Here is an 11,909-nt window from a genome sequence, read left to right on the forward strand (position 1 = left end):
CCCTCGCGCCGACCCGCCTACCCGGCCTCGCGCCGCCCCGCCTACCCGGCCTCGCCGCCACGCGCCCGCGCCCTCGGCCCGCCTCGCCTCGCCGCTACCCGCCCTCGATGGAGATCCGCCCGGTGTAGATCTCGGCCCGCTCGGGCATCGTGATCCGCACCGGCGTGCCGAACCCGTACAGCGACGTCGTGGAGGCCACCTTCACGCCCTGGCCCTGGCTGTTGTCGAAGACGAACTCGTGGCGCACCTTGCGCAGCCGGCCCGCGTCGTCGAGGTAGGCGTCGAACGGGACGAGGCTGGTGGCGAAGCCCCTCGCCGCCGCGGTGAGCTGCTGCCGCAGTGGTTCGGCCGCAGCTCTGGCGGCGGCGGCGAGGTCCGTCGTGCCCCGGTAGTGCCGGACGGCGGCGCCGGCCACCCGGGCGGTCCCGAGGTAGTCCACCTCCAGGGCGCCCCGCAGCAGCTCGGCCGCCGTGAGGGGATCGGTGACACCGCCGGTCACCAGGTTGCCGTCGCTGAGTTCCGTGGTGTCCACCCGCACCCACTTGTCGTCCGGGACGCCGGCGCCGCGGTTCTTCATGTACAGCGTGCCGGGCGTGATCACCTCCGTGACCGGGCGGAGCACCCGGTCCGGCAGTACGACGGTCAGCCGGCCGATCCGCTTCCGGTAGTCGAAGTCGCCGTGCGCGGTGATGGTGAGCCGGGTCCCGCCGCTGGCCATCTCCATGGCCGTCCTGGTGCGGGAGGTGCCGGCCCGGGTCAGCACGTCGGCCGCCGAGCGGACCTGGGCGAGGGGGTTCTGGACGACCTCGACCGGTGCGGCGGCGGACGCCAGCGCGCCGTCCTCCCGTACCGTGCAGGCGGTTGTGGACACCATGGTGAGAGTGGTGGTGAGGACGACCACGGCGGTGGTCGTCGCCGCCCGCCTGGGACTCACGTGTCAACCCCCATGTCGACGGTGTGCGGGACCATCAGGGTTAACGACAGGCGAAGCCTCTCGTTACGTTCCTTCACATTCGGCCGCGCGGCGGCCCCCGGTCGCTACCGTGTGCACGTGCCCTTCGAGACCGATCAGGCCACCGCGCAGGCGGCGGCCGAGCACCGTGTCACCACATCCGAGCGGGGTGCCTTCAGCAGCGCCCGGTGCGCGTGCGGTTGGCGCGGGCCCGCGCGACGCGCGCGCTCCAAGGCCCGCGAAGACGCCCTCCACCACCACGCCCGCTAGCCTCGCGTCCGACCAGGTCCGGGGCCCGTGGTCGGGCTCCGCCGACTGTCGGCCGTTCGCGGGTGGCTTTCCGGCCACTTCACGCACGCCTCTGTCACCCGGCGTCATGTGCTGCTTGCCTGTTGATCACGCCTGGTCCGCGCCGCCGCCGGAAGCGGGCGGCCGGACGTGGTGCCGGGCGGACGGGGCGGCCCGCGGCGGGCTCACGACCCGGCCGCCGCCACCGCATAAGGCCGTCGCGCCCCGGCGGTCACCTCCGGGGGTCATAACCAGCCGTCACCCCGGCCGTCACACGCGTGCGTTCGGGTGCCTGGGCGCCGGGTGGGCGCCGGTGTGCGCCCGCCCGGCGGGGCCGCCGGGTGCCTCCCCGGCGGGCGGCGGGCCCGTCCTGGCGTGCCCGCCGGCGATCGCGGCCGTCGTGTCGCCGGCGCCCGCGGTGCCCGCGGCGCCCGCGCCGTCCGAGCCGTCCACGTCGGCGGTCCGCGCGGTGACCAGCCAGCCGGCCCGTGGGGAGGCGGCCAGCGCCCGGGTCAGCGGCGTCAGCAGGGCGGAGGCCAGCGGGGAGAGCAGCAGTACGACGGCGATGCCGAGCGCGAACCCGCCGACGACGTCCGTCGGGTAGTGCACACCGGCGTAGACCCGGCCGAATCCCTGGAACGCGGCGAGCCCCAACGCCAGCGCGCCCCAGCGCCGGTTGACCATGAAGATGCCGACCGCGAGCGCCATGGTCAGCGCGCTGTGGTCACTCACGAACGAGTAGCCGCTCTTGCCCTCGACCAGCACGTTGAGGTCGGGGTGGTCGACGAACGGTCTTGGTCTTTCGACCAGTTCGCGAATCGGGTAGTTGACGGCGTACGCGACGGACGCGCCGAGCGGCGCCCACAGCAGGCCGGCGACGGCGGTCACGGAGTCGGCGCGTGCCCGCGCGGTCCACCACGTCCACAGGCCCAGTGCCATGAGCCCGAAGATGACGCCGTACTCGCTCAGGAAACCGAGCAGTGAACTGAACCACTGCGGTGCCTGTTCGGACCAGCCGTTGACTCGATACAGGAGGTCGACGTCTGGGTCTTCCCATCCAGCCATGAAAACGACCCGTGCCCCTTCACACCTTGGACGCGTACCGCCGGTACGCGCTGCCGACCCCCGATTTCCGCGCGGCGGTTTTGCCGTCCCGCATACCGGGAACGTCGTCCGCCGCTCCGGCGTTCCGCGTCCGCCGGAAGATCACCCGGATGTTACTGAAGGGTGACACCGGACGTGCGCGTCGGCCGCCGTGGACCGGCGCCCGGCCGGGTACCGGCGCAGGTCAGCCGGCGGTCGGCCGGGTCGCTCCGAAGTAGTCTGGGGTGTCGATCGAATCGAAGCGGATCACCGCGCCCGTGTACGGGGCGTCGATCATATAGCCGCCGCCGACGTAGATGCCCACGTGGTGGATGGCACGCCAGTCGTTCAGATCGTGTGAGAAGAAGACCAGGTCCCCGGGCATCAGTTCGTCCCGTGCGGGATGCGGACCGCTGTTCCACTGGTCGTTGGCCACGCGCGGCAGGTCGATGCCCACCGAGGCGTAGGCCGCCCGGGTGAGCCCGGAGCAGTCGAAGCGGCCGTTGTCCTCGGGGCCGCCGTTGCCGCCCCACTTGTAGGGGGTGCCCAACTTCTCCTGCGCGTAGTGGATGGCGCCGGCGGCCTGCCGGGAGGGGTCGACGCGACCGGCCGGGGCCGAGAAGTCCTGTTCCATCTTCCGGATGACGGCGACGTAGTTCTGCGTCTCCCGGTAGGGCGGGACGCCGCCGTACCGGATGACGGCGTAGGCGCCCGCGTTGTAGGCGGCGAGCATGTTGGCGGTGGGGTCGCCCGGTACGTCCTTGACGTATCCGGCGAGTTTGCAGTCGTAGGACGCGGCCGACGGGATGGCGTCCTCCGGGTCCCAGACGTCGGCCTTGCCGTCGCCGTTGGCGTCGAGGCCGTGCGCGGCCCAGGTGCCGGGGATGAACTGGGCGATGCCCTGCGCCCGGGCGGGCGACTGGGCGCGCGGGTTCCAGCCGCTCTCCTGGTACAACTGGGCGGCCAGCAGCGCCGGGTTGATGGCGTCGCAGAGATTGCCCCACTTCTGTACGAGCGCCGCGTACTGCGCGGGCACGGCGTTCTTGGCGAGGGCGACGGAGGGGCGCGAGCCGCCGACCAGGTTGGAGGCGGCGCTGTAGGTGCCGACGACGAGCAGCGCCAGGAAGCAGAACACCATGCCCAGGCCGACACCGGCCGCCATCAACGCCTTTCGCACCCCTCAACCATCCCATCTCATGGCAGAATTCAAGAGGGTTCGCTGGAAAGCGGCCGCACGATGACCCACAACACCCGACTGGGGCGGTGAGTTCACATGTTCCTGGCAGCCGAGGAAGGCGACATCACCACGATCATCGGCGGAATCGCCCCGGACTGGGGCCCGTTCGGTTCGCTCGGCACCGAGGCCCGGGTGATGATCGAGGTGGTCATGGCCGTCGCGATCCTGATCTGTCTGGCCATCGCGATCTGGGGTGCGGCCAAGCAGCGGATCGGCGCCACCGCCCTGCGCGACACCTTCAGCGCCGAGCAGGGCAAGGGTCTGATCGTCGCCGGGCTGACCGGCGTGTTCATCATCGGCTCCCTGGGAACGCTGTTCACGATCGTCTACGGTATGGCCGTGTAGCCGATGTAGTCGATCATCACCCTCCGCACCGGCGCGGAGCCGGCGCCGGAGCAGCGGCCGCGGACGTCCGTCGAGGGGTGCGGGTGGTGCGGCCTGCCGAACGGAGTGCCCGACATGTCCATCGTGAACCCCGCCCTCGACGACTACCTCGTCGAACACAGCAGCCCCGCCGACCCCGTGCTGCGGGACCTGGCGGAGGAGACCGCCCGCGCCTTCCCCGACCAGCTCACCATGCAGATCAGCCACGACGAGGGCGAGCTGCTGACCATGCTGACCCAACTCACCGGCGCTCGACTGGCCGTCGAGGTGGGGACGTTCACCGGGTACTCCTCCATCTGCATCGCCCGTGGACTGGCCGCCGACGGCCGACTGCTGGCCTGTGACGTCAGCGAGGAGTGGACCGCCGTCGCCCGCCGCTACTGGGAGCGCGCCGGCCTCACCGACCGGATCGACCTGCGGCTCGCTCCGGCCGCCGACACCCTGCGCAGGCTGCCCGCCGAGCCGCACGTCGACTTCGCGTTCGTCGACGCGGACAAGACCGGCTACCCGGTCTACTACGAGGAGTTGGTCACCCGGCTGCGCCCCGGCGGGCTGATGGTGCTGGACAACGTCCTCCAGGAGGGCCGGGTGGTGGACGAGGCCGAGCAGGGCCCGTCCGTGCGTGCCGTCCGCGAGGTGAACGACCGCATCGTGGCCGACAAGCGGGTCAGCTGCGTGATGCTGCCGCTGCGGGACGGCGTCACCCTCGTCCGCCGGAACTGACGGCTCCCCGGGAGACGCGGATCACGGCCGAATTTCGCTGCTCGGGCGTCGGATTGAAGCCCCCAATACCCGCATATGAGGCCATCCAACCCGGTCGCGCGAGATTTTACTCTCCCCATACACTCCGCCCCATGCGATACACCAGAACACTCGTAGGCGTTGTCGCCGTCGGTCTGCTCACCGTCGGCTGCGGGGGAGACGACTCCGACGGCGCGGACGCCAAGTCCACCCCGTCCACCTCCGCCGAGGCCCCGGCCGACAGCGGCGACAAGAACGACAAGGACGACAAGGGCGGGGAGAACGGCGGCGACGCCGGTTCCGGCGCCGAGGGCGACGAACTCCCGGTGAAGGTGGAGGAGGAGGGCGACCTGCTCGGCGCCTCCCCGAAGATCGAGCCGAGCCCGGGCCGCACGGCGACCGTCACCGAGAAGGTCCTGCACGAACTCCGCCAGCGCACCCTGCGCATGGCCGGCGTCGACGGCAAGACCAGCGGCGAGTGCGCCGGCGGCGAGCTGAAGATGGAGGCCGGCGCCACCACGAAGTGCACCGTCGACTACGAGGGCGTCAAGGTCCCCTGGGACGTGACGATCTCCGACAACTACAAGCCCGGTTCGTTCGTCTTCAGCTACCGCGCCACGCCGCAGAAGGCCGTGCTGACGGCCAAGAGCGCGTACGGCAACTTCTACAAGCTGAACAACTCCACCAGTGACCAGCTGCGGTGCAGCGAGATCCCGGACGCCGTCCTGGTCGACCTGGGCGAGGACACCGAGTACCGCTGCCAGTACCTGATCAAGAGCCAGAACCGCTGGAGCGACCGGGCCGTCGCGGTCCGCGAGATGGGCGTCACCTTCAACCTGGTCCGCTGACCGGGCGACAGGACGATCGGCGGGCGTCGGGGACGAGGCGAGGGTCGCCCCCGGCGCCACCGCCGACCGAGGTCTTGTCGCCGCCACCGCCGCTGGTTACCGTGCGGTAGACCATTCCCCGGTTGATGGCGGTGACGTGACCAGTGGAGTACGCGGACTACCGGCGGTATGACGCCACGGGGCTGGCCGAGTTGGTGGCCCGGGGCGAGGTCTCGCCCGCCGAACTGCTGGAGACGGCGATCGGCCGGGCCGAGGCCGTCGACGGGCGACTGAACGCGATCGTCCGGCCCATGTACGAGCAGGCGCGCAAGCGGGCCGCCGAACAGCCCGAAGGTCCGCTGGGCGGCGTGCCCTTCCTGATCAAGGACCTGCTCCAGGACTACGCAGGTCTGCCCACCGGCTCCGGCTCCCGCGCCCTGCGCGACCTGCCGCGTCCCCGGCACAGCCGGGTCGTGGAACGCTGGCTGGCCGCCGGACTGGTCGTGTTCGGCAAGACGAACACCCCCGAGTTCGGCGCGAAGGGCATCACCGAGCCGGAGGTGAACGGGCCGACCCGCAACCCCTGGGCACTCGACCGCACCCCGGGCGGCTCCTCCGGCGGTTCGGCCGCGGCCGTCGCGGCCGGCGTCGTGCCGATGGCCGGCGCCAACGACGGCGGCGGTTCGATCCGCATACCCGCCGCCTGCTGCGGCCTTTTCGGTCTCAAGCCGGGGCGCGGCCTCGTGCCGAGCGGCCCCGACCACGCCGAGTACCTCCAGGGCGCCGCGACCGACGGCGTCCTCTCCCGGACCGTCCGGGACAGCGCGCTCATGCTCGACCTGCTGACCGCCGAACCCGACCCGAGCGGCCCCTACCTTCCCGCACGCCCGGACACCGGCTACGTCGACCAGGCCGCCCGGCCACCGGGCCGGCTGCGTATCGGCTTCACCACCCGCTCCCCGCTGGACACACCGGTCGACCCCGAGGCGGTCGCCGCCGTGGAGGACGCCGCCCGGCTGCTCGCCGACCTCGGCCACGACGTGGAGCCCGCCGAGCCGCGCATCGACGGCCACCGGCTCGCCGAGGACTTCCTCGCCGTCTGGTACACGGGGCTGGCCGCCGACGTCGCGCACGTCCGCCGGGTCACCGGCGCCCGGGACACCGACTTCGAACTGGACACGCGGCTGATGGCCGCCGCCGGCCGGTCGATGCGCGCCCCCGCCTACTTCGCCGCCAACCACCGCTGGAACGAGCACTCCAGGACGCTGGCCGCCTTCCACGCCGAGTACGACCTGCTGCTCACCCCCACGCTCGCGTGCCCGCCGGTGCGCGTCGGCGAACTCGACACGCCGCCGGCGCTGCGGACAGCGGGCGAACTGCTGCTGCGGCTGAGGCTGGTCGGCCCGCTCGTCCGCACCCCGCAGTGGCGGCGGACCGTCACCGCCAACCTGGCGGCCGTCCCGTTCACCCAGCTGGCGAACCTCACCGGCCGCCCCGCGATGTCGGTACCGCTGCACCGCACGGCCGAAGGGCTGCCGCTGGGCGTGCAGTTCGTCGGCGGGCTCGGTTCGGAGGGCACGCTGCTGGCGCTGGCCGCGAGCCTGGAGGAGGCCCGTCCCTGGGCGCACCTGGAACCCGCGCTGTAGGGACCGGCGCGGTAGTGACCCGCGCGGCAGCAACCCGCGCGGCAAGGCGCCGGAGGACGTGGGAGGGCCCGGTCCCTCCCGAGGACCGGGCCCGTTCGTTCTGCGGCGGCACCGCCATGCAGCGCCGCAGAACGCCTTGCCGACCGTTGTTCGGCAGGTTCACCCCGCGGTCGGGGTCGGCCCGGGGGGCCGACCCGCCGCGATCAGCCGAAGCGGCCGGAGATGTAGTCCTCCGTCGCCTGCACGGAGGGGTTGGAGAAGATCCGCTCGGTGTCGTCGATCTCGATGAGCTTGCCGGGCTGCCCGATGGCGGCCAGGTTGAAGAACGCCGTCCGGTCGGAGACCCGCGCGGCCTGCTGCATGTTGTGCGTCACGATGACGATCGTGAAGCGCTCCTTCAGCTCGCCGATCAGGTCCTCGATGGCCAGCGTGGAGATCGGGTCCAGCGCCGAGCAGGGCTCGTCCATCAGCAGCACCTGCGGCTCGACCGCGATGGCGCGGGCGATGCACAGCCGCTGCTGCTGACCGCCGGAGAGGCCGGAGCCGGGCTTGTTCAGCCGGTCCTTGACCTCGTTCCACAGGTTGGCGCCCTTGAGGGACTTCTCGACGACGGCGTCCAGCTCGGACTTCTTGTAGCTGCCGTTCAGCCGCAGACCGGCCGCGACGTTGTCGTAGATCGACATCGTCGGGAACGGGTTGGGGCGCTGGAACACCATGCCGATGGTGCGCCGCACGGAGACCGGGTCGACGCCGGCCCCGTACAGGGACTCGCCGTCCAGCATGACCTTGCCCTCGACCCGTCCGCCGGGCGTCACCTCGTGCATCCGGTTCAGGGTGCGCAGGAAGGTGGACTTGCCGCAGCCGGAGGGGCCGATGAAGGCCGTCACCGATCGGGGTTCGACGGTCATCGAGATGTCCTCGATGGCCTTGTGGGAGCCGTAGTAGGCGGTGAGGCCGCTGACGTCGATGCGCTTGGCCATTTTGATCACTTCACTTCTCTGGTCACGTGGCCGCGTCAGTGGCCGGTCTTCGGGGCCTTCCAGCGGGCGATCCCGCGGGCGGCCAGGTTGAGGATCATCACGAAGGCGATCAGCACGAGGGCCGCGGCCCAGGCACGGTCGAAGGCGTGCGGGTTGCCGGACTTCCACTGGAGCCAGATGTAGTACGGCAGGGACTGCTGCGGGCCTTCGAACGGGTTGTTGTTGATCTCCATCGCGCCCCACACGAGCAGCATGACCGGGGCGGTCTCGCCGGCGATACGGGCGACGGCGAGCATCACGCCGGTGGTGATACCTCCGATCGCGGTCGGGAGGACCACCTTGAGGATGGTCCGCCACTTCGGCACGCCGAGAGCGTAGGAGGCCTCGCGCAGCTCGTTCGGCACGAGCTTGAGCATCTCCTCGGTCGAGCGTACGACGATCGGCATCATCAGGATGGCCAGGGCGAGTGCGCCGGCGAACCCGGAGTGGTTGAAGTCCAGGACGATGAGCCAGACGCTGAAGATGAACAGACCGGCGACGATCGACGGGATGCCCGTCATGACGTCGACGAAGAAGGTGACGGCCTTGGCGAGCTTGCCGGTGCCGTACTCGACCAGGTAGATCGCGGTGAACAGGCCGATCGGCGCCGCGATCAGCGTGGCCAGACCGACCTGCTGGATGGTGCCGACCAGCGCGTGGTAGATGCCGCCGCCGGGCTGGAGGTCGGCCACGCCGGCCATGGAATGGGTGAGGAAGTAGCCGTCGAGGACCTTCGAGCCGCGCGAGACGGTCTCGAAGACCAGCGAGGCCAGCGGCACGATGGCCAGCAGGAAGCAGACCCAGATGACGCTGGTGGCCAGCCGGTCCTTCGCCTGCCGTGAGCCCTCGACCATGCCGGCGATCAGCATCGTCAGCGCGACGTACAGCAGGGCGGCGATCAGGCCCCACTGGATCCGGCTCTCAAGACCGGCCAGCAGACCGATGCCGCTGCCGATCCCGGCGGACGCCAGGGCGAGGCCGAAGGGAGCCCAGCGCGGCAGCCGGGGCTGCTTGAGCGGCGCGGACGGCAGCGCGGGCGCCTCGTTCGCGGGAGCCTTGTCGATGACCGGGTTACTCATGCGTTGGCCCCCGAGTACTCCTTGTGGCGGGCGATGACCATGCGGGCCGCCCCGTTCACCACCAGGGTGATGAGGAACAGGACGAGGCCGGAGGCGATCAGCGCGTCACGGCCGGTCTGGGTGGCCTCGTTGAAGCCGGCGGCGATGTTCTGCGCGAAGGTGCCGCCGCCGGGCTCCAGCAGGCTGGCCTGGATGAGGAAGCTCGGGGACAGCACGGTGGCGACGGCCATCGTCTCGCCCAGCGCCCGGCCGAGGCCCAGCATCGAGGCGCTGATGACGCCCGAGCGGCCGAACGGCAGCACGGACATCCGGATGACCTCCCACCGGGTCGCGCCGAGCGCGAGCGCGGCCTCCTCGTGCAGCTTCGGCGACTGCTTGAAGACCTCGCGGGAGACGTTGGTGACGATCGGCAGGATCATGATCGCCAGCAGGATGCCGACGGTGAACAGCGAGCGCGCCGCGCCGCCGTCGTAGGAGAAGACACCGGTCCAGCCGAAGAACTGGTCCAGCCACTCGTACAGCCCGCCCAGGTGCGGCACCAGGAACAGTGCGCCCCACAGGCCGTACACGATGCTGGGCACGGCGGCCAGCAGGTCGATGACGTAGGCGAGCGGGGTGGCGAGCTTGCGCGGCGCGTAGTGCGAGATGAACAGCGCGATGCCGACCGCGACCGGCACGGCGATCACCATCGCGATGATCGAGCTGACGATCGTGCCGAAGACGAGCACCGGGATGCCGAACACCGGCGGGTCGGCGTTCGCGTTCCACTCGAAGGTGGTGAGGAAGTTGCCGTCGTTCTCGGCGAGGGCGATCACGGCCCGGTAGGTCAGGAACGCCGCGATGGTGGCCATGATGACCAGCAGCGTGATGCCCGAGCCTCGGGAGAGGGCCAGGAAGATCCTGTCACCCGGGCGCGTGGACCCGGCGAGTTCCGAGCTCTTGTCCCGTTCGCCGGGTGGCTCCGGCCTGACGGGCGTCGGGGTTATGTCCATGGTTTCTCCGGTCTGGGTGCGGACCCATCGCGCGGGTCGCGGGGGGTCCTGGCGGCGGTGCACCGGATGGGTCGGGGGAGGGTGGACGGTGGCGGGTGGCCGGCCCCGGCTCGCGGAGCCGGCCACCCCTGGAACGGGGGCGCGGGGAGGCGCCGGGAGAGGTCAGCCTCAGGAGAGGGCGTCGACCTGCTCGCGAACCTTGGTGACGATCTCGTCCGGCAGCGGCGCGTAGTCGATCTCGGCCAGCTGCTTCTGGCCGTCCTCGCTGGCGGTGTAGTTGAGGAAGGACTTCAGGGCCTCGACCGTCTCGGACTTGTTGCCCTTGTCGCAGACGATCTCGTAGGTCACCAGGATGATCGGGTAGGCACCGGCCTCCTTGGTGGCGTAGTCCAGCTCCATGGCCAGGTCGCCGTCCTTGCCGACGATCTTGCCGGAGGCGATGCCGGTGGAGGAGTTCTCCACGGTGGCCTCGACGGGCTCACCGGCGCCGGTGTCCAGCTTCACGGTCGGGATGCTGTTGCCGGTCGCGTAGGAGAGCTCGAAGTAGCCGATGGCGCCGTCGTTCTGCTTCACGTTCGAGGCGACGCCCGCCGAGCCGTTCGCCGACTGGCCGCCCTTGGCCGCCCAGGCCTTGGCCGGCTCGTACTTGTAGTCGTTCGGGGCGGCGGTGGCCAGGTAGGTGGTGAAGTTGTCCGTGGTGCCGGACTCGTCGGAGCGGTGGAAGGCCTGGATCTTGGTGCCCGGCAGCTTGGCGTCCGGGTTCAGCTTCTTGATGGCCTCGTCGTCCCAGCGGGTGATCTTCGAGTCGAAGATCTTCGCCAGCGTCGGGGCGTCCAGGACCAGGTCGTCCACGCCGGAGAGGTTGTAGCCGATCGCGACCGGGCCGCCGAGCATCGGCAGGTTGACCGCCTTGCCGCCGTCCTTGCACACCTTCTGCGACTCCTTGACCTCGTCCTCCTTGAGGGCCGAGTCGGAGCCGGCGAACGCGGTCTTGCCCTGCAGGAACTCCTGGATACCCGCACCCGAACCGGTCGGGTTGTAGTTGATCTTGGTCTCCTTGCAGGCCGCCTGGTACGCGTTCACCCACGCGTCGATGGCGTTCTTCTGCGCGCTGGAGCCCGAGGCGAGCAGGTTGCCCTTGCCCTCACACTCGATGTCGCTGGCGGCGGCCGTGCTGCCGCCACCACCGTTGCCCCCCTGGCCCGTGTTGTCGTCGGAGCCGCAGGCGGTCAGGACCAGGGCACCGGTGACCGCGATAGCGCCGACAGACAGGGCGCGAAGCCGGTTCGTGCGCTGAAGCTTCACTTTGGTTCAGTTCCTTCCTGAGCCCGCCGGTGGGGCGGCGGAAAGCGTGGCTTGGGTGTGTTCTGCCTCGATCAGCAGTACGGCGCGTGCCCCGGTTCGGCCCGGCAGACTCGCACTCCGTACGGCTGAAATTAGGCAGATCAGGTGAAGCGCCCGACGGTCGAGAGTGAACGCGAGGTGAACCTCGGCGGTCGGTGCAGTAGCCGTGGTTATGGCTTCGTGACGTGACCCGCCGGTTGCCTACCGGCGGTGCTCGGACGGTCGCTCGGTGCGTGACACGGTCGGCTCGACGGATATGCGGGGCCGGGGCGTCGGCGGTCGGTTCTGATGGGGTTCGGTCGGGTTGTGGAGGGGGC

The 11,909-nt window shown here is 70.7% G+C and carries 11 protein-coding genes; 4 read left to right on the forward strand and 7 right to left on the reverse strand.

The window, feature by feature from the left end; genetic code table 11:
- Positions 1-94: 94 nt before the first annotated feature.
- The 3 genes from FNX44_RS16710 to FNX44_RS16725 all read right to left on the reverse strand — a co-directional run bounded on the left by FNX44_RS16710 (position 95) and on the right by FNX44_RS16725 (position 3,485).
- The gene (locus tag FNX44_RS16710; protein WP_143649061.1) at positions 95-934 is read right to left on the reverse strand and encodes an SCO4651 family lipoprotein; all 840 of its coding nucleotides are present in this window, start codon (positions 932-934) and stop codon (positions 95-97) included.
- Between the two features lie 576 nt (positions 935-1,510).
- Positions 1,511-2,305: a phosphatase PAP2 family protein gene (locus tag FNX44_RS16720; RefSeq protein WP_143649062.1), complete on the reverse strand. Its 795-nt coding sequence runs from the start codon at positions 2,303-2,305 to the stop codon at positions 1,511-1,513.
- 223 nt (positions 2,306-2,528) lie between these two features.
- Positions 2,529-3,485: a C40 family peptidase gene (locus FNX44_RS16725; RefSeq protein WP_143649071.1), complete on the reverse strand. Its 957-nt coding sequence runs from the start codon at positions 3,483-3,485 to the stop codon at positions 2,529-2,531.
- A gap of 111 nt (positions 3,486-3,596) precedes the next feature.
- On the opposite strand from FNX44_RS16725, the gene FNX44_RS16730 reads away from it, so the two are divergent.
- The 4 genes from FNX44_RS16730 (at position 3,597) to FNX44_RS16745 (ending at position 7,158) form a co-directional block, all read left to right on the forward strand.
- Positions 3,597-3,905 (forward strand): DUF8827 family protein, encoded by a 309-nt coding sequence (locus FNX44_RS16730; protein WP_143649063.1) that lies wholly within the window; start codon positions 3,597-3,599, stop codon positions 3,903-3,905.
- Positions 3,906-4,019: 114 nt separating this feature from the next.
- Positions 4,020-4,667 (forward strand): O-methyltransferase, encoded by a 648-nt coding sequence (locus FNX44_RS16735; protein ID WP_143649064.1) that lies wholly within the window; start codon positions 4,020-4,022, stop codon positions 4,665-4,667.
- Positions 4,668-4,798: 131 nt separating this feature from the next.
- Positions 4,799-5,533, forward strand: coding sequence for a hypothetical protein (locus tag FNX44_RS16740; RefSeq protein WP_143649065.1), 735 nt, complete (start codon positions 4,799-4,801; stop codon positions 5,531-5,533).
- Positions 5,534-5,676: 143 nt separating this feature from the next.
- Positions 5,677-7,158 carry an amidase gene (locus FNX44_RS16745; RefSeq protein ID WP_143649066.1) on the forward strand — a complete coding sequence of 494 codons (1,482 nt, stop codon included), beginning with the start codon at positions 5,677-5,679 and terminating at the stop codon, positions 7,156-7,158.
- Positions 7,159-7,361: 203 nt separating this feature from the next.
- On the opposite strand, the gene pstB is transcribed toward FNX44_RS16745, so the two are convergent.
- The 4 genes from pstB to pstS form a co-directional block, all read right to left on the reverse strand.
- The gene (gene pstB, locus FNX44_RS16750; RefSeq protein WP_143649067.1) at positions 7,362-8,138 is read right to left on the reverse strand and encodes a phosphate ABC transporter ATP-binding protein PstB; all 777 of its coding nucleotides are present in this window, start codon (positions 8,136-8,138) and stop codon (positions 7,362-7,364) included.
- A gap of 35 nt (positions 8,139-8,173) precedes the next feature.
- Positions 8,174-9,256: a phosphate ABC transporter permease PstA gene (gene pstA / locus FNX44_RS16755; protein WP_143649068.1), complete on the reverse strand. Its 1,083-nt coding sequence runs from the start codon at positions 9,254-9,256 to the stop codon at positions 8,174-8,176.
- Positions 9,253-10,248, reverse strand: coding sequence for a phosphate ABC transporter permease subunit PstC (gene pstC / locus FNX44_RS16760; protein ID WP_143649069.1), 996 nt, complete (start codon positions 10,246-10,248; stop codon positions 9,253-9,255). Before pstC ends, pstA begins: the two co-directional genes overlap by 4 nt.
- Positions 10,249-10,416: 168 nt before the next feature.
- Positions 10,417-11,553, reverse strand: a complete 1,137-nt coding sequence (gene pstS, locus FNX44_RS16765; protein WP_143649070.1) for a phosphate ABC transporter substrate-binding protein PstS — start codon at positions 11,551-11,553, stop codon at positions 10,417-10,419.
- Positions 11,554-11,909 lie beyond the last annotated feature (356 nt).

Origin of the sequence: Streptomyces alkaliterrae, assembly GCF_007097205.2 — a bacterium.
Lineage (GTDB): Bacteria > Actinomycetota > Actinomycetes > Streptomycetales > Streptomycetaceae > Streptomyces > Streptomyces alkaliterrae.

Excerpts from the sequence above, each read along its gene's own strand:
- FNX44_RS16720 (WP_143649062.1), bottom strand. The coding sequence starts at position 2,305 with ATGGCTGGATGGGAAGACCCAGACGTCGACCTCCTGTATCGAGTCAAC.
- FNX44_RS16725 (WP_143649071.1), bottom strand. The coding sequence starts at position 3,485 with ATGGCGGCCGGTGTCGGCCTGGGCATGGTGTTCTGCTTCCTGGCGCTG.
- FNX44_RS16730 (WP_143649063.1), top strand. The coding sequence starts at position 3,597 with ATGTTCCTGGCAGCCGAGGAAGGCGACATCACCACGATCATCGGCGGA.
- FNX44_RS16735 (WP_143649064.1), top strand. The coding sequence starts at position 4,020 with ATGTCCATCGTGAACCCCGCCCTCGACGACTACCTCGTCGAACACAGC.
- FNX44_RS16740 (WP_143649065.1), top strand. The coding sequence starts at position 4,799 with ATGCGATACACCAGAACACTCGTAGGCGTTGTCGCCGTCGGTCTGCTC.
- pstB (WP_143649067.1), bottom strand. The coding sequence starts at position 8,138 with ATGGCCAAGCGCATCGACGTCAGCGGCCTCACCGCCTACTACGGCTCC.
- pstA (WP_143649068.1), bottom strand. The coding sequence starts at position 9,256 with ATGAGTAACCCGGTCATCGACAAGGCTCCCGCGAACGAGGCGCCCGCG.
- pstC (WP_143649069.1), bottom strand. The coding sequence starts at position 10,248 with ATGGACATAACCCCGACGCCCGTCAGGCCGGAGCCACCCGGCGAACGG.